The following is a 25,815-nucleotide window of genomic DNA, read 5'->3' as shown; positions in this document are numbered from 1 at the left end:
ATGCGCCAGATCGAAACGCTGATCGTCGACGACGACCCGGATGTGCTGGCCATGCACGAACTTTTTGTTGCATCCACCGACGGATTCCGTGTCGCGGCCACCGCCACCCGCGCCGCGGAGGCGCTGGCCTGCCTGGAGGCGAATGCGGGAATCGAGCTGATCCTGCTCGACGTGCACCTGCCGGACGGAAATGGCGTCGAGGTCCTCGCCGAGGTGCGCGCCCGGTTCAGCCAGGTGGGGGTCATCATGATCACCGCAGCCGCCGATGCGCCCACGGTGCGCGGAGCCATCGGCCAGGGGATCGACGGGTACCTGGTCAAGCCCTTCGCCGTCGGGGAATTCCGCAGGCGGCTGGACCTGTTCCGCCAGGCGCGGATCGCCGCGCCGGAACGCTTGGCCCAGTCGGATATCGACGTGCTGCTGCGCGAAGAGGCCGAATCGACGGGATCCGGGCCGGCGCCGGCCCCGACCGGCAGCCTGCCCAAGGGCTACGCGCAGGCCACCCTGGATCTCATCGCCGACGCGGTGCGCGGGGTGGACGCGGATATTTCGGCGGCCGAGGTCGCCGAGGCCTGCGGGGTCTCCCGGGTCAGCGCCCGGCGGTATCTGGACCTGCTGGAGCGGCGCGGACAGGTGGAACTGCGCCCGCGCTATGGTTCGGCGGGGCGCCCGGAACACCGCTATCGCTGGGTTCGCCGCTGAGCCGCCGGCGGCTCGCGGCTGTCAGCTGCCCTCGTTCCCATGTTTCTTTGACTCCCCGCGGGCTTTCTTCTTGTAGTACCGCTCCCGTGCCTTGTGGCCAGCTTGGCGTTTGATCTCCGCGGCATCTTCCGCGAAATATTCACTAGTCATCGCCTTGAAATCCTGGAACTTGGCTCGCTCCTCTTCCGGGGTTGGCCCGGGCTCCCAACTTCGCAGCCAGAGCACTTCGCTGGTGTTGATCACCGCAACGATGGCAGTTATCAACACGGCTGCATCCATGGCTCCGGTGACTGCGAACGCAGAAGCGAACGCGATCAACACCGACGCCGACAGCGGGAGCAGCACGTAGCCGAGCCCGCCGGGAGCGGCCCGATATTCCCGCACAACTATTGGGCGCTCGATGACGGCGCCGAGCACCTCCGAAACCACGAACGACACGATCAAGGCAATAACGAGTTTGCCGAAGGTCGCGTCCACGCTGATGAACCATGTGCACAGCCAGGCAACGGCCAGGGCCAGAAGTCCTTTCACCGCACCCGTCGTCAGTCGTCCCGCGATGGCGTTCCCGAGCGTCGGAAACCTGATTTCATCTGCACTCATTTTAATCCTGCCTACTACTTTTCTTACCCGGAACAGGCGGTGGCAGCGCCATCTGGGCCAAGAACTGCTTGCTGGCATCTGCAGTTCCTTGGCCCATCTGCGCGCTGAATGAACCACCGCGAATCGCGCCCCAGATTCCTTTGGCCCGCGCGTTGGCTCGTGGGGCCGGCTGTTTCTGGATCTTCTGGCAGGGATTCCAATGTCCGGATAAGTGCGCCTAACCCGGCAGCTGGCATTGCAGCAGCTCCTGCTTGCGCATGCCGAAGCAGGAGTGGCAACCGTATCGGCAATCGACGCCCTGGCTTCCTGCACAAGGTAGATTCCCCGTCAGCGAGTTTTTGCGCTTCAACAAAATGGCAGCGCCCAACTACCGGTGTTCGTGACATGTTGGAGCATTGCGCATTCGAAAGTTTCCTTGTCGATTAGTCTCCTTTAAGACCCTAGCCCTGATTAATTACCCTAGTCAACGAGCCGCCCTCATCCTTTAGTGGGAAGGGAGGCTGAAACTCGCACCGCTGATTCATGGATCCTGCGGAAAAGATGACGCATCCACCGGAGAGGAGGGATTGCAGCAAAAGCGAAAGGACCACCACAATGCGGGCGTATTGCCGGTGCAGTGGGTGGTCCTCATCGGTGACTTGATCCATCCGAGGCGAGGCTTGCCTGGAACCCGCTGGGCTGGAGTGCGTGGATTCGTCCCCTGCGCTGATCGTGATATCGCACTTCTGCGCCTGCTCTGGTGGTTTGCGAGACGCTGAGTTTGCCTAGCCGTCTTCGAGATGCTTGGCGGCGGCCAGCGTTACCCGTGCCTGGCGCAATAGCGGTTCATCGACCATCTGGCCTTCAAAGGCGAAGACCCCCGGATTGGTTTCGGCCGCGGCGAGGATCCGTTTGGCCCGCTCGAGCTCGGCCTCGCCGGGCCGGAAGGCTGCACGGATCACCGGCATCTGATTCGGATGGATGGAGGCCTTGGCGGCGAAGCCCGAGGCCTTGGCATCTCGCGCTTCGGCCAAGAGTCCGGCGGTATCCGGAATATCCAGGTAGACCGAGTCGATCGCTGCCTTGCCCTGGGCTACCGAGTGCAGCAGCACCTGGGAACGGGCGAAGCGTGCCACCTCGCGGTAGTTCCCCGCTTCCGTGCGCGAAGAGGTTCCGCCCAGCGAAGCCATGAGATCTTCGGCCCCCCACATCACCGCGACCACATTGGGAGCCGCCGCGATCTCGGAGACGCTGGTGATGCCCTTCGCTGTTTCGCACAGCGCAACCACCTCGTAGCCTTGCAAGCGCGCCGGATCGGCGGCCGATTCGCTCTTGGGCAGCATCACCGTGCGGTAGGCGGTCAGCCTCAGCGCCGCCAGATCCGCAGCAAAGAACTCGGAGTCCGCCGGATTGACCCGCACGATGGTCCGTGCCGGATCCAGGGCGCTGTCCAGCAGCGCCCGGCGGGCGGAGTCCTTGCTTTCCGGCGCCACCGCATCTTCCAAGTCGATGATGACCGCGTCGGCGCGTGCGGCGGCCTTGGCATAGCGCTCGGGGCGGTCCGCCGGGCAGAAGAGAATCGCGGGGCCCATGGCGAAGCTAGTCATTTGCGGCGGCTTTAGTGGAATCCAGGGAGTCCAAGTGCGCTTGCCGGGTCCACATCAGGCAGGTGCGGGTCGCGGTGGCGACGATGTCCCCGTGCTGGTTCCGCCCGGTGTGGGTCATCGAGGCCAGACCTTGTCCGGGGCGGGACTTCGACTCGCGCAGGGCGGTGACCTCGGTTTCGGTGTAGAGGGTGTCCCCGTGGAACATGGGGTGCGGGAATTTCACATCATTGATTCCCAGCTGCCCCACGATGGTGCCCTCGGTGAGCTGCCCCACCGATTGGCCGATCATGGTGCTCAAGGTCAGCAAGGAATTCACCAGCGGCTTGCCGAACGGCTGGGTTGCGGCCCACGCCGCATCGAGGTGCAAACCTTGATTGTTCATGGTCATGGTGGTGAACTGCACGTTGTCGGCCTCGGTGAGCGTGCGCCCGGGCTTATGCACATATGCGGCCCCGAGCTTCAGCTCATCGAAGTACAGTCCGCGCTGTTCGAAACGTTGTTGCGTAGGCTCGCTCATGCGTTTTGCTCCTGAATTTGTGGTTCCACCGTGGCCACCAGCTGCTTGGCCTTCACCAGATCGCCGACGCTCAGTCCGGTCATGCGCACCGTGCCGGTCGCCGGGGAAAGCAGCTGGTGCTCCATTTTCATTGCCTCGATGCTGACCAGCAGCTGCCCCTCGGACACCTGTTCGCCGTCGGCTACCTGGACCGAGATCACGGTGCCGGGCATCGGGGTCTCGACATGCGGGGAGAACGTGCCCGACGCCTTGGCCAGCGTGGCCAGGTGCCGTTCGAGCACCTCTTCGCGGGGGAGCTTGCGCACCGCTCCGGTCCACCCGTCTTCGCTGAGCCACAAGGTGCCGTCCGCGGCGAACGCGTGGTGAATCCCGGTGCGCTGCCCGTTGATGGAGTAGTTCCCGGAGCCCAGATCCCGCACCGCATACTCGTCCCCGGCAAGCAGAATGCGGCTTGAGCTGTCCCCGCCGTGCACGGCGAGCGCAACTTGCCGCTCTTGCACTTCATAGTGCTGCGGTGTCCCGTGGTTGTGCTGCGCCCGCCAGCCGCCGCGGCGGGTCCACGGGGTATCCGCGGTGTGCAGCCGGCCGTGCTCCAAATGGGCCGCCAGCGCCAGCTCGCGCGCCCCGGGGGACCGGAAGGAGAACTCGTGCATCTTCCGTTCGATCAGGTTCGTGTCCAGCCGCCCGGCCGCCACGTCCGCGTCGGCCAGCAGCAGGCGCAGGTATTCGCTGTTGGTCAGCACGCCGAGCACCACGCATCGGGACAGGGCGCGGTCAAGCCGGGATAAGGCCTCGGTGCGGTTTTCGCCCCAGGCGATGAGCTTGGCCAGCATCGGGTCGTAGTGCGCGCTGATTTCGAGTCCATCGCGCAGCGAGCTGTCCACGCGCAAGTGTTCGCCGGCCGGTTCGCTGACCCGCAGGATGGTTCCGACCGAAGGAAGGAACCCTTCCGCGGGGTCCTCGGCGTAGAGCCGTGCCTCGATGGCATGCCCGGTGAGCGTGACATCGCGCTGGGCGAAGTCCAGTCGCTGCCCGGCGGCGATGCGCACCTGCCAGTCCACCAGGTCCAGCCGGTTGCCGTTGACCCTGGCGACCTCTTCGGTGACCGGATGCTCCACCTGCAGCCGGGTGTTCATTTCCATGAAGAAGAACTCGTCCGGGTTCTCGTCGCTGACCAGGAATTCGACGGTTCCCGCACCCACGTAACCCACCGACTCTGCGGCGGCCACGGCCGCCGCCCCGATGCGTGCGCGGATTTGCGCGCCCTGCTCGAGGTTCTCGAACAGCGGAGCCGGAGCTTCTTCGATCACCTTCTGATGCCGGCGCTGCAGCGAGCATTCACGTTCGCCCAGGTGCACGGTATTGCCGTGCGCATCGGCCAGGATCTGCACCTCGATATGGCGCGGGTTGCGCACCAGGCGTTCGAGGAACAAGGTTTCGTCTCCGAAGGCGTTGCGCGCGGTTCGCCGCGCGCTGGCCAGTGCTTCGGGAAGCTGGTCCGGGGATTCGACGGCGAACATTCCCTTGCCGCCGCCGCCCGCGGAGGGTTTGATCAGCAGCGGGAAGCCTACCTGTTCGGCGGCCTCGTGCAGCTGGGCATCGCTCAGCCCGGGCTCGGCGATGCCCGGCACGACGGGCACCTGGTGGGAGAGCACGTGATTCTTCGAGCGGATCTTGTCGCCCATGAGGTTGATCGAGTTCACCGGAGGCCCGATAAAGGTGATTCCGGCGTCCTGAAGGGCGCGGGCGAACTCCACGTTTTCGGAGAGGAAACCGTATCCGGGGTGGACCGCCTGAGCGCCGGTGTCCTTGCAGGCTTGGAGCACCGCGGGGATGCTGAGGTAGCTCTCATTGGCAGGGGAAGCCCCGATGCGCACGGCGGTATCGGCCTCGCGCACGTGCAGCGCCCCGGCATCCGCGTCCGAGTACACCGCCACCGAACGGATCCCCAGGGTGCGCAGGGTGCGGATGATGCGTACGGCGATTTCGCCGCGGTTGGCGATGAGGACCGTGTCAAATAGTTTTGTATCCATGATTGTCTCCTCGCGCTACATCCGGAATAGGCCGAAGGAGGTCTCCGGCAATGGTTGACGGGCGCAGACGTCCAGGGCCAGGCCCAGGACCCGGCGGGTATCGGCCGGATCGATGACTCCGTCGTCCCACAGGCGTGCGGTGGAGTAGTAGGGGTTTCCCTGGCTCTCGTACTGCTCACGGATGGGCGCCTTGAAGGCCTCTTCGTCTTCGGCGCTCCAGCTTCCGCCCGAGGCTTCGATGCCGTCGCGTTTGACCGTGGAGAGCACGGAAGAGGCCTGGTTTCCGCCCATCACCGAGATGCGCGCCGCCGGCCACATCCACAGGAAGCGCGGGGAGTAGGCCCGGCCGCACATCGAGTAATTTCCGGCGCCGAAGGATCCGCCGATCACCACGGTCAGCTTGGGCACGCGTGCGGTGGCTACGGCGGTGACCATCTTGGCTCCGTGCTTGGCGATGCCATCTGCCTCGTAGTCGCGGCCCACCATGAACCCGGCGAGGTTCTGCAGGAAGAGCAGCGGAATGCCGCGCTGGTCGCAGAGCTCGATGAAGTGCGCGCCCTTCAGCGCGGACTCGGAGAACAGCACGCCGTTGTTCGCGATGATGCCCACCTGGTGGCCGTGGATACGGGCGAAGCCGGTGACCAGGGTGGTGCCGTACTCGGCCTTGAATTCATGGAATTCACTGCCGTCGACCAACCGCGTGATGACTTCGCGGACGTCGTAGGGGGCATTGACGTCTACCGGCACGCAGCCGGCCAATTCGCTGGCCGGGTAGCGCGGCTCGGCCACCTGCTCGGCGATTCTCCAGGCCGGGGCGGGATTCTCCGGGAGCGTGGAGAGGATGTCGCGGACGATCATGAGCGCATGTTCGTCGGTTTCGGCCAGGTGGTCCACCACTCCGGAGGTTTTGGCATGCAGATCCCCGCCGCCCAGCTCCTCGGCGGTAACGATTTCGCCGATGGCGGCCTTCACCAGGGGAGGGCCGCCGAGGAAAATGGTTCCCTGGTTGCGCACGATCACCGTTTCATCGCTCATCGCCGGGACGTAGGCGCCGCCGGCGGTGCAGGAGCCGAGCACCGCGGCGATCTGCGGGATCTTCTTGGCCGACAGGTTCGCCTGGTTGAAGAAGATCCGGCCAAAATGCTCGCGGTCCGGGAAGACCTCGTCCTGCATGGGCAGGAACGCTCCGCCGGAGTCGACCAGATAGACGCAGGGCAGGCCGTTTTCCAGCGCGATCTCCTGGGCGCGCAAATGCTTCTTGACGGTGATCGGAAAGTAGGTGCCGCCCTTGACCGTGGCGTCATTGGCGATGACCAGCACATGCCGGCCGTGCACCAGCCCAACGCCGGCGATCATGCCGGCGCCCGGGCTCGCCCCGTCGTACATGTCCTCGGCGGCCAGCGGGGCGATTTCCAAGAAGGGGGAGCCGTCGTCCAGGAGCTGGTTGACGCGGTCCCGGGGCAGCAGCTTGCCGCGGTCCACATGGCGCTGGCGGGATTTCTCGGATCCGCCGCGGGCGGCGCGCTCCAGGCGGCGGTGGAGCTCATCGGTGAGCGCCGTGTATTCGGCCGCGTTGCGCTGGTAGGCAGCGGAGCTGGTGTCGAGCTGTGAGTGCAGGGTCTTCACTGGGTTCCTTAGCTGACGGTCTGCTGGGCTTGGATGGTGGCCGGTTCGCTCGCGAGCCGGCGTGGAATGGCCAATAGGTCGCCGAGTTGCTGCGGCGCTTCGGTGACCGCAAGAATTCTGTAGGCCATGGCAACGAAGTTTTGCTGGACTTGGCTCAGGCTGAGCCTGCCGTCCGGGCGGTACCAGTGGGCCACGCCGGTGCCCATTTCCATCACCGCAAGTCGTGCCATGGTCAGGTCATCGGTGGCGAATTCGCCGGCCGCCTGGCCGGCAGCCAGCACCTTGGAGAAGAGCGATTCGTAGTGGTCCCGGAGTGCTTGCATTTGTTCCTGCGCCGGACCGGTCAAGGCGCGCATCTCGTATTCGGCGACACGCGCGGTGAGCGGATTGGTGGCGGTGAATGCCACATGGAAAGCGATCAGCCTCGCGAGCTGCCGGGTGGGTTGTTGCTCGCCGGCGATTGCTGCGCGGCCGCCGGCGATCATGGCGTTCAGGCAGTCGGAGATGATCCGCATGAGCAGATCCTGCTTGCTGCCGACATAGTGATAGAGGGTGGCCGAGTTGATGCCGGCCGCGGTGCCCAGTTCCCTGATTCCCGTGGCGGCGAAGCCCTGCTGGGCGAAGCGTGCGACGGCCGCTCGCTGTACCTGGTCGATGTCCATGCTCTTGAATCGCTTTCGCCCAAAGACTGAGAGTCAATCAATCAATCGATTGATTGACTCTCAGTCAAGTCGGAAATGCGAGCTGTGTCAAGGGTCACTTTAGCCAGTGCGGGGAGAAGGCTGCGGGCCGGGCCAAATGCTTGCGCATTCGGCCCGGCCCGCGGATTTGTCGGAAAGCTCCTCGTTTAGCGCTGGCGCAACCACACGGTGGTTGCCGCGGGAAGCTGGCCTGCTGCATCCAGCGGACCGCTCGCCAGCAGGACTTCACCGGCCGGCAGCTGCTGAGCCTGCGCGGTGAAGTTGGTGAAGCTCACCCAACCATTCGGCCGGGAAAAGCCGAGCGTGCCGGACTCGGTCGCCAGCCAGGAGAGCGATTCGTCGCTTTGCAGCTCGCGGCGCAGCTTCAGTGCCTCGCGGTAGAGTTCCAGCGTCGAGCCCTCGACCCCGGACTGTGCCGCTACCGCGTACCGGCCAAAATCCTTTGGCTGCGGCAGATGCGCTTCGCCGGAGCCGAACCCGAAGGAGGAACCGCTCGCTTCCCAGGGCAGCGGGACGCGGCACCCGTCACGGCCGACTTCCACTGCCTTATTCCTGAAGAATGCGGGATCCTGGCGCTGCTCATCCGGAATGCCTGTCACCTCCGGAAGTCCCAATTCCTCGCCCTGGTACAGGTAAGCGCTGCCGGGCAGCGCCAGCTCCAGCAGGGTCGCCGCGCGAGCGCGGCGCAGCCCCAGCTCCACATCCACCCGGGCGGGATCCGCACCCTGCAGCAGCCAAGTCTTCGCTGCGTCCGGATCGCCGGTTGCTTCCAGCCCATAGCGGGTGGCGTGGCGAACCACATCGTGGTTCGAGTACACCCACGTGGTCGACGAGCCGGCGGCGGAAGCCTGAGCGAGGTTGAAGGAGATGATCTTCTTGAACGCCTCGGCTTCGAAGTCCGCCTGCAGCAGATCGAAGTTGAACGCTTGGCCCAACCCGGTGGCCCGGGCATAGGCAGGGCGGCGGTCGGCATTGGTCCACGCTTCGGCGACCGCAATGCGCGGTGGCTCGTATTCGTTGAAGACCTCACGCCATTCGGCGTAGACCTCATGCACCTCGTCGCGATCCCAGATCGGATGGGTGCCGTCCCATGGGTGGGCGTCGAGTTGTGCCTTATCCGGCAGCTCGGTCAACGGGATGTCCTTGGTCAGCGCGTGGGCCACATCCACGCGGAAGCCATCCACCCCGCGGTCGGACCAGAATCTCAAGGTCTTGCGGAAGTCTGCGCGGACTTCTTCATTGGACCAATTGAAGTCCGGCTGTTCCTTGGCGAAAAGATGCAGGTACCACTGGCCGTCTCCCACGGCGGTCCAACCCGGTCCGCCGAACAAGGATTCCCAATCGGCCGGCGGCAGCTCGCCATCCTGGCCCAGGCCGTCACGGAAAATATAGCGCTCGCGCTCGGCCGATCCCTTCGGTGCGGCGAGCGCCGCCTTGAACCACTCGTGGCGGTCCGAGGAATGATTCGGCACGATATCCACGATGACCCGAATGCCTGCAGCGTGCAGCGCAGCGGCCATCCGGTCAAAATCCTCCAACGTGCCCAGGCGGGGATCAACATCGCGGTAGTCGTCCACGTCATAGCCGCCGTCGGCGAGGGCCGAGGGGTAGAACGGGGAGAGCCAGACGGCATCGATTCCGAGCTCCTTCAGGTAGGGGACCTTGGAGGTGATGCCGGGCAGGTCGCCCAGGCCGTCGCCGTTTGCGTCGGCGAAGCTGCGCGGGTAAATCTGATAGACGGCGGCCTGGCGCCACCAGTTGGCATCCGGCGAAAGGCCGGCGGAGTTCTGCATATCTTGCAAGGTCATCTTGCTTCCTTCCGGAAATGTTGTCTGCTTCTAAATGTAGATGGTTCAGGGGAGGGGCGGCTTAGGATTTCACCGCCCCTTGGGTGAGCCCGGACATGACCCAGCGTTGGGTGAACAGGTAGGCCACGATGCTTGGCGCCATCGCCATCAGGTAGGAGGCGAAGGAGACGTTGTAGTTATTTGAGAACTGGGTCTGGAAAAGCTGCTGGACTACCGGCAGGGTCTGGTCGGCCTGTTCGGCAATGATCAGCGAAGGCATCATGAAGTCATTCCAGGAGGCCAGAAACGCGAAGATCGCCACGGTGGCACTCATCGGCGCCATCATCGGGAAAATGATCCGCCAGTAGGTGGTCCAGGTGCCTGCGCCGTCGATGCGGGCGCTTTCCTCCAGCTCTCCGGGCAGGCCGCGCAGGAAGGCGGTGAAGAGCAGGACGTTGAAAGACAGCCCGAACATCACGTGCAGAATGGCTACGCCTACCGGGTTATCCAGCCCGAAGAGTCCGGTGAGCTTCACCTGGGAGAGCGCGAGCACCGGAAACGGGAGGAACATCGCGGCCAGCAGGTAGTAGAAGCTGAGCCGGTAGAGGCGCTTATGCCAGTTGCGGTGAATCGCATAGGAAGCCATGGAAGCGAGCATCACTCCGCCGAGCACCGTGGCCAGGGTGATCAGCAGCGAGATGGTGAAGGCGCGGGGGAAATTGACCAGCTCCCAGGCCGCGGTGAAACCCTCGATGGAGAACGGGCGCGGGAGCGAGAAGGCTTTCCCGTCAACTGCTTGAGCGGCCGACTTGAACGCCATGGAGACGGTCACGAACAAGGGGATGAGCACCGTGAGGGCGCAGGCCACCAGCACTCCGGTGGCCCACCAATTGATGCGTTCGCGTCCAATTCGTGCGCGGGAACGCTTGTTCAGCCGTTGCTGGAGGGTAACGCTCATTTGGCCACTCCCTTACTTGTCAGGCGCAGCTGGAGCAGCGCGATCATCAGCGAAATGAGGAAAAAGACGGTGGCGTTGGCCATCTGGTAGGCGTAATCGCCGCGTTCAAATCCGGTGAAGATGGTCATGGCGATGGAGCGTGTGGCTACTCCCGGTCCGCCATTGGTCAGGCCGACGATGATGTCATAGGCACCGAGGAAGTTCTTGAAGCCAATGATCATGTTGATTCCGATGTACCCCACCATGAGCGGCAAGGTCACCGCCTTGAGCTGCCCGAAGGCGCTGGCTCCATCGAGCGAGGAAGCCTCGTAGAGGTCATAGGGAATCGCCATCAGCCCGGCTATGTAGATCAGCATGGCCGACGGGATCGCCTGCCAGGCGGTGACGATCACGATGGAGATCCAGGCGTAGTCGGGGTTGGCCAGAATTGAGGACTTCAAGAAGTCCAATCCGATGGTTTCTCCGAAGGCCGGCAAGGTGTTGGAGAAGACGAAATTGAAAACGTAGGCGATCACGATGCCCGAAATGACCATGGGCATCACGAAGATGGCCCGTAGCGCGACCCGCGCACGGATCTGCGCGGTCAGCCCGATGGCGAGCAGAAAGGCGATGAGGTTGGTGATGATCACGGTGATGAATGCGAAACCAAGGGTGAAGCCGTAGGCGCCGATGATGGCCGGGTCGGTGAACAGAGCCAGGTAGTTGGTCAGGCCAATGATCTGGTAGTCGCCGAAGCCGACCGAGTCGGTGAAGCTGAAGAACATGCCCATCAATGCGGGAACCGTAATGGCGATGGTGAAGCAGATCAGCGCGGGAAGCAGGAATGCCAGATAGGTCCATTCGATACGCCGGCGCCGTGGCGGGCGCGCAGGCGCGGCGGGTTGAGCTTCGGGCGTGGGTTTGATTGAGGTCGTCAGAGCCATGATTCGTCCTTAGCTGACTAGCCGCGCTGGGCTAGTCGAGCCCAGTCCGCGTCGAGGGTGGCCAACGTCTGTTCTACGCTGCTTCCGGTCACGAGGCCCTGCATGTAGTTCTCGAAGGGGATGGTGCGCGGGATGGCGGTGGAAACTCCCTGGAAGACCTTGCCGCGATCGATATAGGGCTGCAGCTGCACCAGGCGTTTGTCCTTGGCCGGAGGGGAGTCCGAGCGCACTCCGAAACCGAGGGCCATCTCGTTATAGGGGTTCTGGACTTCGGGCCGGCAGAGGAATTCGAGCAGTTCACGCGCTTCATCCTGGTGCTCGGACTGTTCCGGGATCCAGAGCGCCAGGTCGATATTGACGCGGACCTTCAGATCGTCCGGATCCTCGGTCATGGGCAGCGGGAAGGTGCCGATATTGGCGCTGGGGTTGGTCTTGGAGATTTCGGGCAGTGCCCAGGGGCCTTGGAGGTACATGGCCGCTTGGCCGTTGGCGAAGGCGAGGTTGCCGTCGCCGTAGCCGCGGTTCGCCGCATCCTTATTGGAGAACTTGGCCAGTTCCTGCATGCGCAGCAGCGGGTCGGTGAAGGCCTGGGAGAAGGACAGTTCGGAGCCGGGAGTGAAATCCGCGCCGACGCTTCGCAGCGCGGCGAAGAATTTGTTGATGTCCACGGCTCCGCCCAGGGTGTAGTCCGCCAGTCCCTGGGATGCGGTCCACGCGTCCTTGAAGGTGGAGTAGATCGGGGTGACCTTCAGGTCCACGAGCTCTTCGCATAACGCCACGAATTCCGAGTAGCGCTGCGGGATGGCCAGGTTGTGCTTGGCGAAAATATCCTTGTTGTACAGGACAGCGGCACCCATCATCGAGTAGGGCAGCACCGAGGTGCGCCCCGGGTAATCCGGATAGAGCGCGAGCAGTTCGTTGACGAAGGGAGCGTTCATCTGGACCTGTGGCAGATCCGAAAGGTCCGATAGCGCGCCGCGTTCCTGGAAGCGTGCCATCTCATAGTTGTAGTTCAAGCAGCCAAGATCCGGCGGGTCGTTGCGGGCAAAGGCCGCCGAGAGTCCGGCCGTCACTTCGTGGACCGCGGATATGGAAGATTGGGCGCCGTTGAACTCGCTGAGCAGGTCGCGGAAGTAGGGGACGACCTCCGGCTTTGACTGGTTGAATCGAATCGAGGTGCGAGTGCTGGTAGCGCCGCAGCCCGCGAGCATCAGGGTCCCTGCGGCTGCCAAAGACGAGATGAATGTTCTGCGGGACAGGGCTCTGGACAGCGTGGTAGATCCTATGTTCATGGGTATCTCCGACGGTCGAATGAAGTGGGTCACTTTATTTTCTCAGTAAATTTAGCATCTAAATAAATATCCGTCTATACTCAAATGGTGAAATCAATGACCGATTCCAGCAACCAGCATTCCGCGACGGAGCCCGGCGCCACCTCCATGCGACGCCTGAATACCCAAAAGGTCCTCAAGGCGACCTGGGATCGCGGGCTGGTGACCGCCAGCGAGCTCATCGAGCTCACCTCGCTCACCCGGGCAACCGTGCTGAACCAGGCAAAAGAGCTCGTGGCCACCGGCTGGCTGCGTGAAGCGGAGGACACCCGTGCCGCCGGAGCATACTCGAAAGGCCGTCCGGCCCTGCGTTATGAACTCGACGCCGCCAAATCGGTAGTCGCCGGAATCGATGCCGGCCAACACCGGATCTCGCTGGCGCTCGCCGACCTGCGCGGCAAGGAGATTGAACGCCGGTCCCTGAGCGTGGAGCCGGGCGCATGCGGGGAAGAGCGGCTTCGCATCACCGAGGAACTTCTTCGCGGAACCCTGGAGAAGCACGGAGTTCAAAAGCTCGGCGCCCTGGTTATCGGGGTCCCCGCTCCGGTGGATTCCGGTGGTTTTTCGCCAAAGGTGGCCGATGGCTTCTGGGCCGCGATGAACCCGGACTGGCGTGCGCAGCTGGCGGAATATACCCACCTGTTCTCGGTTGAAAACGACGCGAACCTGGCGGCGGTGGCGGAACTTGGACTCGAAGAATCCGATTCCTTCGCCGCGCTGATGGTCGGCGAACGATTCGGTGCCGGAGTGGTCATCGACGGGCACCTGTTGCGCGGAACCCACGGGCTAGCCGGAGAGATGCGCTTCCTTTCGCATGTCACCGGGGTGGGCGATGCGCTGGGGCTTGGCTACCTCGCACGAGAACAAGCGAGGCATGCACTGGCAGGCGGGGCCGAAAGCTCGCTTCGGCGGATTCCCGCCGAACTGGTGCGCGCCGAGGATGTTTTCCAAGCGGCCGCGCAGCAAGATCCGTTGGCACTGGAAATCCTGGAATCGCTCGGGCGGCGGCTGGCAAAGGTCGTGGCCGTGATTTCCGGTTTCGCCGGGCTGCAGAAGGTCATTCTCTCGGGTGCCATGGCGGGAATCCTGCAGCCGGTGATCGATATCGCCGACCGTGAATTAGCCAGGGAACCAGAGCTCACCTGTGTGCAGTTGGCCGTTTCCGAGCTGGGCGCGGAGGTGGCATTGCAAGGGGCCATCTCGCGCGGCATCGAATTGGTCCGGGCAACCGCGCCCTTCGAAACGCAGAACCGATGAATTCCCGGTGACCCCGACCTCCATCGATAGCGCCGACCGCCGGGCGCGCGGCGCGGTATCGGCCTTGTTTCTGACCAATGGTGCGTTGTTCGCAAATATGGCGCCGCGCCTTCCCGAGCTGAAGGACACTTTCGGGCTGGGCGAAGCGGCCTACGGTTTTCTGGTGATCGCCTGGCCGGTAGGCGCAATCATTGCCGGCCTGGCGGCCGGCTGGCTCATTCGCCGCTTTGGCTCGGCGCTTGTGGCCGTGGCCGGAACCATGCTCACCGGAGCTGCGCTGCTCGGCGCCGGCTCGGCCCCGAGCCTCGCGCTGCTCGCCGCGGGCTTCCTACTCGGCGGCGCAATGGATGCCATCACCGATGTGGCGCAGAATTCCCACGGGCTCCTTGTGCAGCGACGCTATGGACGCTCGATCCTCAATTCTTTCCATGCATTGTGGTCGGTGGGCGCCGTCCTTGGCGGTTCCATGGCCGCCGGAGCCATGGCGTTGAACCTGTCGCTGAGCGTGCACTTGGGCATCTCGCTGCTGATATTCGCGGCCGTCGCCTTGACCGCCCTCAAATTCTGCCTTCCCATGGGAAAACCGCAAGCCGGACTCGAAGAGGTATCCGAGGACCGCCCTGCCGATCCCTCCCCGGGCACCGCGCGCACGGCGCGCAACCACACCCTGTGGATCATGGTCGCGTTGGTGCTGATTTCCACCGCGGGGGTCATGACGGAGGACGCGGGCAACTCCTGGGCCGCGCTGTATCTTGCCGATTCGCTGGGGACTTCGGCCTCTTTCGCGGCGCTTGGCTATATTTCGCTCGTCGGCGCCCAGTTTGTGGGTCGAATTCTTGGCGACGGCATGGTTGACCGCTTCGGACAGCGTTTGGTCGCCCAAATGGGTGCCGTCTGCCTCATCCTCGGCATGGGGTTGGCGCTCGCCTTCCCGTCGGTGCCGGGAAGCGTGCTGGGTTTCGCGGCTGCCGGATTTGGCGTGGCGACCCTGGTTCCGGCCGCGATGGAACATGCAGACAGGCTGCCGGGCCTTGCCCCAGGCACCGGGTTGAGCGTGGTCTCGTGGCTGATGCGTCTGGGATTCCTGATCTCGCCGCCGCTGGTTGGATTTGTTGCCGAGGGCTGGGGGCTTCGAGCCGGGCTGTTGCTCGTCCCGCTGGTGGGCGTCATCGTGCTGTTGTGCTCGCCGGTGCTGCGGGCAAAAGCACCGCGCTAGCAACGCTAATTCACGGCCCGCATGCCCCTCGGACGTCATCTTGGTTCGATGCCGGCGAAATATGACACCTCATTTTTAATGAATCAATTAGGCCACCGTAGAATACAAGTCACTATTTAGAACGGAAACCGATCTAACTCACCACATCGAGAGCATGGTCGGTGCTGGCTCGACTTATCCGGGTGGGGTTGGCCAGAGCGTGCCGAGGGGATAACACATGTCTAAATCCGCCAACTCCGTAGCCGGCACAGCGTCTTCCAAACAGGAAGATCCGGTTCAGCTGAACAGGCGCCGATTCTTTTCGGCGGCGGGTGGAGTACTTGCCCTGGCCGGCCTTGCAGCCTGCACATCGCCGCAGAATTCCGCGACGGCTCCGAGCCCGGTAGGTGATCACGCCCCGGCCGCCGCCAAGGCACCTAGTACCCCCGGCCAAGCCCTTGAAATGCTCAAGACCGGCAACAGCAGATTCGCCGAAGGCCGGCCAAAGCACCCGAACCAAACAAGCCAGCTGCGAAGCGACCTTGCAGAGCACCAAGAACCATGGGCCTTGGTCCACGGATGCGTTGATTCTCGGGTTGCCCCCGAGCTCGTCTTCGACCAAGGGATTGGCGACCTCTTTGTCACGCGAACCGCTGGTGCGGTACTCGACGACACCCTCGTGGGGAGCATGGAGTTTGCGGTCAGCAGCCCCTATGAGGTCCCGGTCATCGTGATCCTCGGGCACACCGCCTGCGGAGCGGTGACCGGCACGGTCGAAGCCCTCGAGAAGAACGCAAAAACACCGAAGGCCCCGGGAGAAATGATCGATTTCATCAGCGAGATCGCGCCGGCGGCGCGTGAGGCGGAACCGGTGCCGGACAAGTCAGAACACATCAACAACGTGGTCCGGATGAATACCGTCGCGGTCGCCGCCGCGCTTGTTGAACGCTCGGAGATCATCCGTGCGGCGGTCAACGCCGGGCGCACCGAAGTCATTGCGGCCGTCTATGATCTGCAGACCGGGTTGGTTGACTGGAATCCCGTCGTCGCCTAGGGGCACCAGTAGCGCAGCTGCAAGCGCGGCAAACGCACGTGCCGATCGGACTTCAGGAAACACGTTGGTTCACCTTTCCGATGCGGCCAGGGCAATAGCTGGCAGCAATGACCTCAAGCGGATCATCATCTCGGCTATCCGGCGTTGAACCGAATCGCCGGATCTCGTTTAGTAGTACACCGCCAGCGGGCCGTTGGGTCCGGCGATCACCTGTACCGGAGTTTCGAAAACCTCGGACAGGATTTCGTCATTCATGATCCGTTCCGGGGAACCGAACTGGACGACCTTGCCGTGCTTCATCGCGCAGATGTAGTCCGCGTAATGGCCGGCGAAGTTGATATCGTGCAGCACAATCACGATGGTGCGGTTCAGCTCTTGGGCCGCCCGCTTCAGGTGCTGCATCATCAGCACGGAGTGCTTCATGTCCAGGTTGTTCAGCGGCTCGTCCAGCAGCACCGTTTCGGTGTCCTGCGCCAGCACCATGGCAACGTAGGCGCGCTGGCGCTGGCCGCCGGAAAGCTGGTCCAGGTAGCGGCCCTCCAGCTCGGACAGGTCAAGGAAGTCGATGGACCGCGAGATGATCTCTTCATCCGCCGGCGTCAGCCGTCCCTTGGAGTGCGGGAAGCGTCCGAAGCCGACCAGCTGGCGCACGGTCAACCGGGTGACGAAATGGTTCTCCTGGCGCAGGATCGACACGATCTTCGCCAGATCCTTGGAAGCGGTGGAGGCCACGTCGTAGCCGGCGACCTCGATGCTGCCCGAATCGATGCCCAGCAGGCGTCCGACCATGGTGAGCATGGTGGACTTTCCGGCCCCGTTGGGGCCCACCAGAGCGGTGATGCCGCCGGTTGGGATCTCGAGCGTGACCGGTCCGATGGCCACCTCGGAGCTGTACTTCTTGTGCACTTCTTTGAGGGTAATCACAGCCGGCCCTTTCGCAGGATGAAGATCAAGAATGTCACGCCGCCCACGGCCTCGATGATGATGCCCACCACGCCCTGGGCGTAGAAGATATTTTTCATCACGAAGTACGCCCCGGCGAGCACCACGAAGCCGGTCAGGAAGGCGATAGGGAAAATGAAGCGGTGGTCATAGGTGTCCGCCAGCTGGTAGGCCAGGGTTGCCACGAGGAAGCCGAGGAAGGTCATCGGGCCGACCAGCGCGGTGGATACGGCCATCAGGATCGAGACGAAGAATAGTGTGCGCATCACCTCCGAGCGGTGATTGATGCCAAGGTTCATGGTGGTATCGCGGCCGAGGGACACGATATTCATTTTCCGGGAATTTGAGATCAGGAAGAACCCGGCAATGAGGATCAGCGGGATGGCCACCGGCAGGTAGCTCATATCCGCATTGTTCATCGAGCCGAACAGCTTCGCGGTCAGGATGTCGAACTCGCTGGGGGAGAGCATGCGCTGCATGAAGGTGGAGATCGATCCGAGGCCAGCGCCCAGGATGATGCCGATCAGCAGCATGATCTGGATATTGCCCAGCTTGCCGGACAGCAGCCAGCCATAGAGCAGGCAGGCGAGGACCACCATGATCGCTACCTGCAAGCTGAACTGCCACAGCCCCTGCAGGGCGACCACGCCGGCGGCTCCCATGAAGAACACCGAGGCGGTCTGCACCGCCACGTAGAGGGACTCGAAGCCCATAATCGATGGGGTGATGATGCGGTTGTTCGTGACCGTCTGGAATGACACCGTCGCTACTGCCTGGCAGAAGGCGACGATGGCCATGGTCAGGATATTGCTGGCGCGCATCTTCGCGATCAGCCAGAACCCGTCGGAGCCCACCGGCATCGGGTTGTCCCAGGCGAGCAGCCCAAAGCTGAAGCTCAGCGCCAGGGCCAACATGATGGAGAAGATGATCCAGTAGCGACTGCGGATCTTCTTCGTTGGCAGTGCGCCGGAGGCACGGCCAAAGACCGGCGGCGAGGGCAGCTTGGGTGTGGTGCGCGGGGGAGTCATGAGCTTAGCCAAGTTTGCGCTGCCTTAGAAGCAAGGAAATGAAGACTACCGCGCCGAGCACGCCGAGGATCAGGGAAACCGGAATCTCGAAGGGCATGATGATGGTGCGGCCAATCAGGTCGCAGACGGTGGTGATGGCAATGCCCAGCAGGCACACCCACGGCAGGTTGCTGCGCAGGTCATCTCCGCGGAACATGGACACGATATTCGGCACGATCAGCCCCAGGAAGGGAAGGTTGCCGATGACCACGGTGACTACACCGGTGGCAATCGCGATCAGGCCGGTGCCCAGAAGCATCACCTGGCGGTAGTTCAGCCCAACGTTCGTGGCGATCTCTTCGCCGAGCCCGGCCACGGTGAATCGGTCGGCGACGATGAAGATCGCGATGGCCACCAGCGCCACGATCCACAGCACCTCGTACTGTCCGCGGATCACCGAGGTGAAGGACCCGGCAAACCAGATGCCAAGGGATTGGAGCATGTCGGTTTGCAGGGCAATGAAGGAGGAGAAGGCGCCCACCACGGCGCCGAGCATGATCCCCACGATGGGCACCGTCAACGAGGCCTTCAGCGAGACTCGCTGCAGGAAGAGGAAGAAGACCATGGTGCCGATGAAGGCGAAGATGATCGCCACGGTCATCTTGGCCAGCAGCGAGGCTTCGGGGTTGATGATCAGCACCGTCAGCAAGCCCAGTCCGGCCCATTCGGTGGTGCCGGTGGTGGTCGGCTCCACGAAGCGGTTCTGCGTGAGCAGCTGCATGACCAGCCCGCTCATGGCCATCGCGGCTCCGGCGAGGACCAGCGCGATGGTGCGCGGGATGCGGGTCACGGCGAACATCGCCGACCCGTCATCGGTGCCGAAGATGTCATAGACACCGGTGAACAGGGAGAAGCCCAAGAGGACGAGGACGCCGAGGATGCCAAGCATCAGCTTGGGTTCAAGGAGCCTGCCCTTGGGCTTGACCGCGGGGGTCGTAGTAGTCATGGTGCCGCCGTGTATTCGATATGTGGTGGATACGACTACGTGGCGGGGCCGGTTATCGGCTCCGCCACGTAGTCGCTATTCAGCGTTCTGGTTACTTGGCTTCCAGCGCTTCTGCAAAATCATTGAAGAACTCGGTGTAGGTCTGGATGCCTTCGTTGGTGTAGGTATCTGCGGGCATGACCACGACGTTTCCTTCCTTGGCAGCGGTGACGTTAGCCAGTGCTTCGGACTTCTTCAGCAGGTCGGCCGCCGGGGTGTAGCCGGCTTCATCGCTGGCAACTGCGCCGTCGCGGTCAAGGACGAGAATCCAATCGGGGTTCGACTTGGCGATTGCCTCTACCGAGATATCGTCGCCCTCGTGATCGGTGGAGGCGTCCTCGACGACCAGTGCCGGGGTGAGGCCCAGAATGTCGAAGGCCGGGCCGACGCTGCGTCCGCTACCCGGAGCGGAGTAGTTGATCTCGCCGCCGGAGGTGATCAGGCCCATGACGGTCGCGTCCTTGTTGTACGCGGCCTTGGCGCGTGCAACGGCCTTGTCGAAGTCATCGGTCAGCGCCTTGGCTTCTGCCTGCTTGCCGAAGATTTCACCCAGTACGGTGGTCTGGCGCTTGAGCTCCGCGTCGAAGGCCTCGCCTTCGCGCGGGTCGAGGTTCACAATGGTGGCTTCGGGAGCCAGCTTGGAAAGCTCTTCTGCGTGCTGGGTGAATCGCTGGCCGTTGATGATCAGGTCCGGGGCCACTTCGACAATTGCTTCGAGGTTCGGCTCGCGGTGGCTGCCGAGATCGATGACCTTTTCGTCCTTGGCGTAGTCGATGGTGTCCGGCATCAGCGCCACGGCGCCGGCGGTGAGCTCGATGCCCCAGGCCTCAAGAGTTTCGAAGGTGCGGTTGTCGGTTGCGACCACTGACTTCGCTGGGGTGTTGATGGTGTGTTCGCCATTGTTATCGGTGAAAGTCACCGTGGAGGTAGCCGCTGGTGCGGACTCTGCCGGGGCTTCGGCGTTGGAGCCGCAAGCTGTCAGGGAGAGTGCTGCAACGCCCAGCAAAGCTGCGGCGCGAAGTTTCATGGAAGCCATGTCATCCTTCGGAACAGGCGACCGACATTGGCCGCGCAAATGAGTGATCTGATAATTAGCCTAGCCTAAGCTGACCTAAATCGAATAAGCCAGACCGTTGTTACTTAGCTCACTCAACTCCGGCAAGTTCGTCGAAAAAAAGGATTTCATGAGGGATTTTCCGCGTTTAGTTAGGTGAGGCAAGCTATTTGCGCAAGGAATATCGTGCAGCGAAGCGTTGCTAAATTATTCATTTTCAGGCGATGCCGGTCGTCTTTGGATGTTCATTTACCGTCATGAACTGCGCGCTCCACGGCAAAAAGGCGCGAAGCACCGCACTAGGATACGAAGATGAGTGACTCTCTCGACCGAATTAACTGGCCCGTGGCTACTCGGCGGCTCTCGCTGCGACGACTCGAAGTTGCCGATGCCCAAGCGACGTGGGACTACCGGAAACTACCCGAGGTGCAACGCTGGATCACCTCGCGCGCGGATGATTTCCCGCAGTATCTGGAGCAATTCATGAAGGGCAAGCGGTATTCCCGTGATGTCGCGGTTCAGCTGCTGGATGCGCAAGGGCAGCCGCAGTTGATCGGGACGGTCATGGTGAAGGTGAAAGATGGTTGGGGCCAGAGCGAGATTGAAGACGCGGCTCGCGGGGTCGAAGCCGAAATCGGCTGGAGCTTCAACCCCGAATACGGTGGTCTCGGCTATGCCACCGAAGCGGTCCGTGGGGTTATCGACCTGTGCTTCGGGCCGTTGGGACTACGACGGGTTGTTGCCGAATGCTTCGCCGCGAACGAGCCATCGTGGAGGCTTATGGAACGAATCGGCATGAGGCGTGAGGGGTACAGCAAACGCGATGCGCTGCACCGCGACGGTCAATGGCTGGACGGCATGAGCTACGCGCTCCTAGCCGAGGAGTGGCCAATCCGGTCCGAAGCCTGAAAGACCCTGAACATGAGTGAACCCTCCAACGCTTGCCGCGTTGGAGGGTTCTTGTCATCACTCGCACCTTCAAGAGGTACTTACGACTCTAGGCGGGCACTCTGGGAATAGACTGAGTTGCGCCTTGGGCTTTACCGTGCAAATTGGGCGCCCGGCCTCAGACGGGCAAACCACTTTTTACTCGGCTGATCGGCCATCCGGTAATGCTCTTCGGGCGCGGGGTTGCATAGGTGCGCACCTTTGAAGTGCTCAAGCACATGCGCACCAAAGACTCGGCAATGGTCACCGCGGCACGCACCCCATCAACAATTGGCACGCCGGTGGCCTCGCTGACCTTCGCCTCCAATTCGGCCATGCCGCCGCAACCTAGGCAGATCACTTCCGCCTTATCGACCTGCACCGCCTGTCTTGATTGCTCCACGATGACCGCGACGGCTCGTTCGGGATCGGATTCCAGCTCCAGGACTCCCAGGCCGCTGGCACGCACCGAGGCCAGCCGGTCGGTGAGTCCTGCGAGTTTCAGGCGGTCCTCAATCAGCGGAACGGTCCGGTCCAAGGTGGTCACGACCGAATACTTGTGCCCTAAGAATTGTGCGGTGGAGGCGGCGGCCTCGGTGATGTCAACGACCGGGACTTCCAGCAGTTCCTGCAGTCCTTCCCGTCCGTGCTCTCCGTAGCCGGCCTGGATGACCGCGTCGAAGTCTCCGGGGTAGTTGACGACCTTGTCCATCACGGCGATGGCGGCGAGGTAGCTTTCGAAGTTCCCCTCGCAGGAGTCCGCGCCGAAATCGGGAGTCAGCTCGATGATTTCGGTGCCCGGCGAGGCGACTTTGCGAGCCGATTCGCCGATTGCGTGAGTCATCGAGGCGGTCGTGTTCACATTAACAATGAGAATGCGCATGATCAGTTCCTTAGAAATCAGTGCTTTGGGGTGACTGCGATGGCTTCGCCGTCAATATCCGTCAGGTCAAGGCGTCGCTTGGCGAGTATCAGGTAGGCAACTGCGCCGGCTCCGGAACCGAGGAACCACGCGAACGGCCCGACAACGTGCAGTGCGGGCAGGAATGCCAGGAGCAAGGCGACGACCGAGCTGACCGCCAGGGCAGCCACTGCGCGGTAGTTGACGCCGCGAGTGAAGTAGTAGGTGCCTTCCGGATTGGTGCGGTAAAGGTCCAAGACATTGATTCGGGCCCGGCGCACGAGCCAGTAGTCGGCCATGATGATGCCGAATAGCGGGCCGAGCAGCGCACCGAGCCCACCGAGGAAGTAGTTGATGATCTCCGGGGAGTTGTACAAGTTCCAAGGCAGGATCACCAAGCCGATGAAGCCGGAAATCAGGGCGGCGGCGCGGAAGTTCAACCGCTTGGGGAAGAGGTTGGTCAGCGCGTAGGTCGGGGCCACGAAGTTTGCCATCAGGTTCACCGCGATGGTCAGGATCAGCAGCGCACCGGAGGCCAGGACGAGCAGCAGCGTGTTGGGGATGGCCTCGACGACATCTGAAGGCGAGGTGATGACCGCGCCGTTGATGGAGAATTGGGTTCCGGTGAGAACCACCACGATGGCCCCGAAGAACAGCATGTTCAGTGGAATGCCGAAGAAGTTTCCGCGCACGATGGCGTTCTTCGAGGTGGCGCCGCGGGTGAAGTCGCAGAAGTTCAAAACGAAAGTTCCGTAAATCGAAACCCACAAGGCGGCGGCTCCGAAGATGCCGACCCACATGTCCAGACCTGACCTTGATTCGCCGGTGCTCATGGAGACGCTGAATCCCGATTCAAAGAGCATCCAGATGGCCAGCGCCAAGAAGGTGACGAGAATGACCGGGCCGGCAAAGGCCTCGTACTTGCGAATCATTTCCATTCCGTAGCTGACAATCACCAGCTGGATGGCCCAGAGGGCTACGAAGCAGATCCAGCCAAGGGTGTCGAGTCCCAGGAAGCTCGTCTGCTGCAAGCCGGCTGCGCTGGGCGCCAATGCGATGACCATGACGCTCAGCACCTGGGAGGCCAAGAACGTTTGAATCCCGAACCAGGCGATGGCCACGGCGCCACGCAACAGCGCCGGGATCTGCGCACCGTTGACGCCGAAGGCGATGCGGCTCATGACAGGGAAGGGCACGCCGGTCTTCTCGCCCATGAATCCCGAGAGGGTCAGCAGGGCGAAGAGCAGGATTGCCCCGATGCCTAGGGCACCGAGAATTTGCCAACCGCTCATCCCCAGGGCGAACAGGCCGATGGCGAAAGCGTAGTTGCCCAGCGAGTGCACGTCGTTGGCCCAGAGGGTGAAGATGCTGTACGAGTTCCAGGTGCGTCCGGCACGGGTAGTCGGCGCGAGGTCCTCGTTGTACAGCGTGGCGCTGAGCTCATGCGGGTTGGAACGGTCAATGCGTTCGTTGTGCGATTGGGTAATGATCGTCGGCGCGGAGGTGGTCTCCGGAGTTTTTTGCCCCATGGTGAGGTCCTATTCTCAGGTGCGTGCTGAGGATCGAAGTCTGTTCTCGACAGTGAGAAGCTTTAGGGACAACGAATTATCGACAGCGCGCATGTATGAATCATGCTGGTCTATGCGTATGGAAGAAGCTGCGTGTATGTCCGCTGAGGGGACGAGATGACGCGTTACGGATAGATCGGCTGGCCGAAGTTCAGATAGAACTCGGTTGGTGTGCCCACCACGGGCTGGGCTTCGTGCTGCAGTCGCCAGGCTGGCTTTACTGCGCGAGTCCCTATGAGTTGTGTGCTCATGGCTGCTCCTGAGTTAGAGAAATTCACTCCGAGATGTGTGCCACATCGATTGTCCACCAACTGTATGCCGTGGATCACATTACCGCAATAGAAAATCTAGATTTCACTTTGTGGAAGTTATGGCCTTGCGTGCTGACTAGTGCCTAGGGTCAAAAGAAATTTCCGGGCGACATTCTGAGAGCCGCACCGGTGCCCGCGAAACCAGTTTGCCTGCCCGGTCGGAAGGCGGCTGCAGCGTTTGGTCAACAATTCCGCCGACCTGGTTCCGGCCCGGTGCGTACACGCGCCGGGCCGGATCTTGGGGACGGGGCGCAGCTACTGGCGCTTATGCAGGGTGATCTCGGGAATGTCATCTGCGGTCGGACCGCCGCCGAACTTCGGCGAGGGCTTTTCGCCAGAGGCCAAGCGGGCAAGTTCGGCCGCTTCGTATTCCTCTTCCTTGCCCAGCATGCGGGCCGTGTCCTCATTGGTGATTTCTCCCGCGAAGGCTCTCTTCATATTTTCACGGTCGAACTGGCCCTCCCACTTGGCGACCACGAACGTCGCCACGCAATTGCCCAGCAGGTTGACTACCACGCGCATGGAATCCATGATGCGATCGGCGCCCAGCAACAGGGCCACCCCAGCCACCGGGAAGATGCCTAATGCCGCGGCGGTGGCTGACAGCGCCAGGAACGAGGAACCCGGGACGCCGGCCATGCCCTTGGAAGTCAGCAGCAGGACGCCCAGTGCGGCCAGCTGCTGCCCGAAGCTCAAGTCATGCCCGAAAGCCTGGGCCAGGAAGAGCAGGGAGATGGAAAGATAAATAGCTGCGCCGTCCAGATTGAACGAGTAGCCGGTGGGTACCACCAGCCCGGTGGTGGCGCGCGAGCAGCCGGCATTGGTCAGCTTGGTCATAATGCGCGGCATTACCGATTCGGTGGATGCCGTGCCCAGCGCCAGGAGAAATTCTTCGCGGGTGTAGCGAATGAACTGCCATAGCGGTACTCGGGCGAAGGTCCAGGCGATGATGAACAGCACGCCGATGAACAGCAGTGCTGCAACATAGCAGGCGATGATCAATTTGGCGTAGGTGCCCAAGGTCGCGATGCCGTACTGGCCGATGATGAAGCCCATGGCGCCGAAGGCGCCAAGTGGGGCGACCTTCATAACCCAGCTCATGACCTTGAAGATCAATTCGAGGATGTTCTCGAAAACCGCCAGGAGCGGCATGCATCGTTCTTTGCCGACAACGACGATCGCCGCTCCAAAGAATACCGAGAAGAAGAGGACCTGCAGCAGATTGTTCTCGGCGAAGGCGCCGATTACGCTGACCGGGATGATGCCGAGAATAAAGTCGGCAGCACCCTTGGCTTCGCCTGTTTTATCCTGAAGTGATGAGTCGTCCAACGTGGACGGGTCGATATTCAATCCTGCCCCGGGCTGGAAGACGTTGGCGATGATCAATCCGAAGACCAGGGCGAACAGCGTTGCGCTGGTGAAATACACCAGCGCCTTGACTCCCACGCGGCCCACCGCCTGCACGTCGCCAACGGCGGCGATGCCGGTGACGATGACCAAGAAGATGAGTGGCGCGATGATCATCTTGATCAGCATGATGAAGCCATCACCCAGTGGCCTGAGCTCCGAGCCGACCGCGGGCCAGAAGTGGCCGATGAGGACTCCGGCGAGGACCGCGACTCCGAGTTGGACGAACAATGATTTGTAGAGGCGCTTCTTGGGTTTTTGCTTTGCCTTGGCAAAGTCTTTGGATGATGATTTTTTCACGACTGCTCCAGAGGTTAATTACTCGCGAGATATATGCCATGTCGAAGGACTGACCCAACTGTAATGTGCATCACAGGATTTCC

General features: G+C 62.4%; 23 protein-coding genes. 5 read left to right on the top strand and 18 right to left on the bottom strand.

Features of this window, described 5'->3' with window-relative positions:
* Nucleotides 1-702 carry a response regulator gene (locus tag ACT3UQ_RS14725; RefSeq protein ID WP_105569390.1) on the top strand — a complete coding sequence of 234 codons (702 nt, stop codon included), beginning with the start codon at nucleotides 1-3 and terminating at the stop codon, nucleotides 700-702.
* A gap of 21 nt (nucleotides 703-723) precedes the next feature.
* Here the strand turns inward: ACT3UQ_RS14725 and ACT3UQ_RS14720 are convergent, their stop codons facing one another.
* The 10 genes from ACT3UQ_RS14720 to ACT3UQ_RS14675 all read right to left on the bottom strand — a co-directional run bounded on the left by ACT3UQ_RS14720 (nucleotide 724) and on the right by ACT3UQ_RS14675 (nucleotide 12,725).
* A complete protein-coding gene (locus ACT3UQ_RS14720) occupies nucleotides 724-1,302 on the bottom strand; it encodes a hypothetical protein (RefSeq protein WP_444637395.1) in 579 nt (192 codons plus the stop codon).
* A 764-nt stretch (nucleotides 1,303-2,066) separates the two neighbouring features.
* Nucleotides 2,067-2,888, bottom strand: coding sequence for an HpcH/HpaI aldolase/citrate lyase family protein (locus tag ACT3UQ_RS14715; RefSeq protein WP_444637394.1), 822 nt, complete (start codon nucleotides 2,886-2,888; stop codon nucleotides 2,067-2,069).
* On the bottom strand, nucleotides 2,881-3,405 hold the full coding sequence (locus tag ACT3UQ_RS14710; protein ID WP_105552536.1) for a MaoC family dehydratase: 525 nt from the start codon (nucleotides 3,403-3,405) through the stop codon (nucleotides 2,881-2,883). Before ACT3UQ_RS14710 ends, ACT3UQ_RS14715 begins: the two co-directional genes overlap by 8 nt.
* The gene (locus tag ACT3UQ_RS14705; protein WP_444637393.1) at nucleotides 3,402-5,438 is read right to left on the bottom strand and encodes an ATP-binding protein; all 2,037 of its coding nucleotides are present in this window, start codon (nucleotides 5,436-5,438) and stop codon (nucleotides 3,402-3,404) included. The genes ACT3UQ_RS14710 and ACT3UQ_RS14705 overlap by 4 nt, the downstream gene beginning before the upstream one ends.
* 15 nt (nucleotides 5,439-5,453) lie before the next feature.
* Complete coding sequence (locus ACT3UQ_RS14700) at nucleotides 5,454-7,064, bottom strand: carboxyl transferase domain-containing protein (protein ID WP_105569396.1); 1,611 nt, start codon at nucleotides 7,062-7,064, stop codon at nucleotides 5,454-5,456.
* An 8-nt stretch (nucleotides 7,065-7,072) separates the two neighbouring features.
* Nucleotides 7,073-7,726 (bottom strand): TetR/AcrR family transcriptional regulator, encoded by a 654-nt coding sequence (locus tag ACT3UQ_RS14695; RefSeq protein ID WP_096288754.1) that lies wholly within the window; start codon nucleotides 7,724-7,726, stop codon nucleotides 7,073-7,075.
* A gap of 185 nt (nucleotides 7,727-7,911) precedes the next feature.
* Nucleotides 7,912-9,573, bottom strand: coding sequence for a glycoside hydrolase family 13 protein (locus ACT3UQ_RS14690; RefSeq protein WP_105569397.1), 1,662 nt, complete (start codon nucleotides 9,571-9,573; stop codon nucleotides 7,912-7,914).
* 61 nt (nucleotides 9,574-9,634) lie between these two features.
* The gene (locus ACT3UQ_RS14685; protein ID WP_105569398.1) at nucleotides 9,635-10,510 is read right to left on the bottom strand and encodes a carbohydrate ABC transporter permease; all 876 of its coding nucleotides are present in this window, start codon (nucleotides 10,508-10,510) and stop codon (nucleotides 9,635-9,637) included.
* On the bottom strand, nucleotides 10,507-11,433 hold the full coding sequence (locus ACT3UQ_RS14680) for a carbohydrate ABC transporter permease (protein ID WP_105569399.1): 927 nt from the start codon (nucleotides 11,431-11,433) through the stop codon (nucleotides 10,507-10,509). The genes ACT3UQ_RS14685 and ACT3UQ_RS14680 overlap by 4 nt, the downstream gene beginning before the upstream one ends.
* A gap of 17 nt (nucleotides 11,434-11,450) precedes the next feature.
* Complete coding sequence (locus tag ACT3UQ_RS14675; RefSeq protein WP_105569400.1) at nucleotides 11,451-12,725, bottom strand: ABC transporter substrate-binding protein; 1,275 nt, start codon at nucleotides 12,723-12,725, stop codon at nucleotides 11,451-11,453.
* A gap of 96 nt (nucleotides 12,726-12,821) precedes the next feature.
* Between ACT3UQ_RS14675 and ACT3UQ_RS14670 the strand changes: the two genes are divergently transcribed.
* The 3 genes from ACT3UQ_RS14670 to ACT3UQ_RS14660 all read left to right on the top strand — a co-directional run bounded on the left by ACT3UQ_RS14670 (nucleotide 12,822) and on the right by ACT3UQ_RS14660 (nucleotide 16,270).
* Nucleotides 12,822-14,021, top strand: a complete 1,200-nt coding sequence (locus ACT3UQ_RS14670) for an ROK family protein (protein WP_181148332.1) — start codon at nucleotides 12,822-12,824, stop codon at nucleotides 14,019-14,021.
* 7 nt (nucleotides 14,022-14,028) lie between these two features.
* On the top strand, nucleotides 14,029-15,237 hold the full coding sequence (locus tag ACT3UQ_RS14665; RefSeq protein ID WP_258133904.1) for an MFS transporter: 1,209 nt from the start codon (nucleotides 14,029-14,031) through the stop codon (nucleotides 15,235-15,237).
* A gap of 217 nt (nucleotides 15,238-15,454) precedes the next feature.
* Nucleotides 15,455-16,270, top strand: a complete 816-nt coding sequence (locus ACT3UQ_RS14660) for a carbonic anhydrase (protein WP_105569402.1) — start codon at nucleotides 15,455-15,457, stop codon at nucleotides 16,268-16,270.
* Between the two features lie 168 nt (nucleotides 16,271-16,438).
* Here the strand turns inward: ACT3UQ_RS14660 and ACT3UQ_RS14655 are convergent, their stop codons facing one another.
* From ACT3UQ_RS14655 to ACT3UQ_RS14640, 4 genes are all read right to left on the bottom strand, one after another.
* Nucleotides 16,439-17,194, bottom strand: a complete 756-nt coding sequence (locus tag ACT3UQ_RS14655) for an iron ABC transporter ATP-binding protein (RefSeq protein WP_096287987.1) — start codon at nucleotides 17,192-17,194, stop codon at nucleotides 16,439-16,441.
* Entirely contained in the window at nucleotides 17,191-18,240 is a 1,050-nt protein-coding gene (locus tag ACT3UQ_RS14650; RefSeq protein ID WP_105552544.1) for an iron chelate uptake ABC transporter family permease subunit, read from the bottom strand. The genes ACT3UQ_RS14655 and ACT3UQ_RS14650 overlap by 4 nt, the downstream gene beginning before the upstream one ends.
* 4 nt (nucleotides 18,241-18,244) lie before the next feature.
* Nucleotides 18,245-19,225 carry an ABC transporter permease gene (locus tag ACT3UQ_RS14645; protein WP_105569403.1) on the bottom strand — a complete coding sequence of 327 codons (981 nt, stop codon included), beginning with the start codon at nucleotides 19,223-19,225 and terminating at the stop codon, nucleotides 18,245-18,247.
* Between the two features lie 91 nt (nucleotides 19,226-19,316).
* A complete protein-coding gene (locus tag ACT3UQ_RS14640; protein WP_444637390.1) occupies nucleotides 19,317-20,300 on the bottom strand; it encodes a siderophore ABC transporter substrate-binding protein in 984 nt (327 codons plus the stop codon).
* A gap of 330 nt (nucleotides 20,301-20,630) precedes the next feature.
* Between ACT3UQ_RS14640 and ACT3UQ_RS14635 the strand changes: the two genes are divergently transcribed.
* Nucleotides 20,631-21,227, top strand: coding sequence for a GNAT family N-acetyltransferase (locus ACT3UQ_RS14635; RefSeq protein WP_105569405.1), 597 nt, complete (start codon nucleotides 20,631-20,633; stop codon nucleotides 21,225-21,227).
* A 157-nt stretch (nucleotides 21,228-21,384) separates the two neighbouring features.
* On the opposite strand, the gene ACT3UQ_RS14630 is transcribed toward ACT3UQ_RS14635, so the two are convergent.
* The 4 genes from ACT3UQ_RS14630 to ACT3UQ_RS14615 all read right to left on the bottom strand — a co-directional run bounded on the left by ACT3UQ_RS14630 (nucleotide 21,385) and on the right by ACT3UQ_RS14615 (nucleotide 25,732).
* Entirely contained in the window at nucleotides 21,385-22,128 is a 744-nt protein-coding gene (locus ACT3UQ_RS14630; protein WP_444637389.1) for an aspartate/glutamate racemase family protein, read from the bottom strand.
* A 17-nt stretch (nucleotides 22,129-22,145) separates the two neighbouring features.
* Nucleotides 22,146-23,675, bottom strand: coding sequence for an NCS1 family nucleobase:cation symporter-1 (locus ACT3UQ_RS14625; protein ID WP_105569406.1), 1,530 nt, complete (start codon nucleotides 23,673-23,675; stop codon nucleotides 22,146-22,148).
* Between the two features lie 164 nt (nucleotides 23,676-23,839).
* Nucleotides 23,840-23,965: a hypothetical protein gene (locus ACT3UQ_RS14620; RefSeq protein ID WP_258133479.1), complete on the bottom strand. Its 126-nt coding sequence runs from the start codon at nucleotides 23,963-23,965 to the stop codon at nucleotides 23,840-23,842.
* Between the two features lie 315 nt (nucleotides 23,966-24,280).
* Nucleotides 24,281-25,732: a cation:dicarboxylate symporter family transporter gene (locus tag ACT3UQ_RS14615; protein ID WP_105569407.1), complete on the bottom strand. Its 1,452-nt coding sequence runs from the start codon at nucleotides 25,730-25,732 to the stop codon at nucleotides 24,281-24,283.
* Nucleotides 25,733-25,815: the final 83 nt, after the last annotated feature.

Source organism: Glutamicibacter sp. AOP12-B1-11 (assembly GCF_052379245.1).
GTDB lineage: Bacteria > Actinomycetota > Actinomycetes > Actinomycetales > Micrococcaceae > Glutamicibacter.
Note: the sequence above shows the minus strand (reverse complement) of the source record. Positions and strands in the feature narration are given on the sequence as shown.

Coding starts and splice junctions, on each gene's coding strand:
- ACT3UQ_RS14705 (WP_444637393.1), bottom strand. CDS start 5,438: ATGGATACAAAACTATTTGACACGGTCCTCATCGCCAACCGCGGCGAA.
- ACT3UQ_RS14635 (WP_105569405.1), top strand. CDS start 20,631: ATGAGTGACTCTCTCGACCGAATTAACTGGCCCGTGGCTACTCGGCGG.
- ACT3UQ_RS14685 (WP_105569398.1), bottom strand. CDS start 10,510: ATGAGCGTTACCCTCCAGCAACGGCTGAACAAGCGTTCCCGCGCACGA.
- ACT3UQ_RS14690 (WP_105569397.1), bottom strand. CDS start 9,573: ATGACCTTGCAAGATATGCAGAACTCCGCCGGCCTTTCGCCGGATGCC.
- ACT3UQ_RS14715 (WP_444637394.1), bottom strand. CDS start 2,888: ATGACTAGCTTCGCCATGGGCCCCGCGATTCTCTTCTGCCCGGCGGAC.
- ACT3UQ_RS14670 (WP_181148332.1), top strand. CDS start 12,822: ATGACCGATTCCAGCAACCAGCATTCCGCGACGGAGCCCGGCGCCACC.
- ACT3UQ_RS14720 (WP_444637395.1), bottom strand. CDS start 1,302: ATGAGTGCAGATGAAATCAGGTTTCCGACGCTCGGGAACGCCATCGCG.
- ACT3UQ_RS14695 (WP_096288754.1), bottom strand. CDS start 7,726: ATGGACATCGACCAGGTACAGCGAGCGGCCGTCGCACGCTTCGCCCAG.
- ACT3UQ_RS14725 (WP_105569390.1), top strand. CDS start 1: ATGCGCCAGATCGAAACGCTGATCGTCGACGACGACCCGGATGTGCTG.
- ACT3UQ_RS14680 (WP_105569399.1), bottom strand. CDS start 11,433: ATGGCTCTGACGACCTCAATCAAACCCACGCCCGAAGCTCAACCCGCC.
- ACT3UQ_RS14645 (WP_105569403.1), bottom strand. CDS start 19,225: ATGACTACTACGACCCCCGCGGTCAAGCCCAAGGGCAGGCTCCTTGAA.
- ACT3UQ_RS14660 (WP_105569402.1), top strand. CDS start 15,455: ATGTCTAAATCCGCCAACTCCGTAGCCGGCACAGCGTCTTCCAAACAG.
- ACT3UQ_RS14640 (WP_444637390.1), bottom strand. CDS start 20,300: ATGGCTTCCATGAAACTTCGCGCCGCAGCTTTGCTGGGCGTTGCAGCA.
- ACT3UQ_RS14650 (WP_105552544.1), bottom strand. CDS start 18,240: ATGACTCCCCCGCGCACCACACCCAAGCTGCCCTCGCCGCCGGTCTTT.
- ACT3UQ_RS14675 (WP_105569400.1), bottom strand. CDS start 12,725: ATGAACATAGGATCTACCACGCTGTCCAGAGCCCTGTCCCGCAGAACA.
- ACT3UQ_RS14620 (WP_258133479.1), bottom strand. CDS start 23,965: ATGAGCACACAACTCATAGGGACTCGCGCAGTAAAGCCAGCCTGGCGA.
- ACT3UQ_RS14625 (WP_105569406.1), bottom strand. CDS start 23,675: ATGGGGCAAAAAACTCCGGAGACCACCTCCGCGCCGACGATCATTACC.
- ACT3UQ_RS14710 (WP_105552536.1), bottom strand. CDS start 3,405: ATGAGCGAGCCTACGCAACAACGTTTCGAACAGCGCGGACTGTACTTC.
- ACT3UQ_RS14630 (WP_444637389.1), bottom strand. CDS start 22,128: ATGCGCATTCTCATTGTTAATGTGAACACGACCGCCTCGATGACTCAC.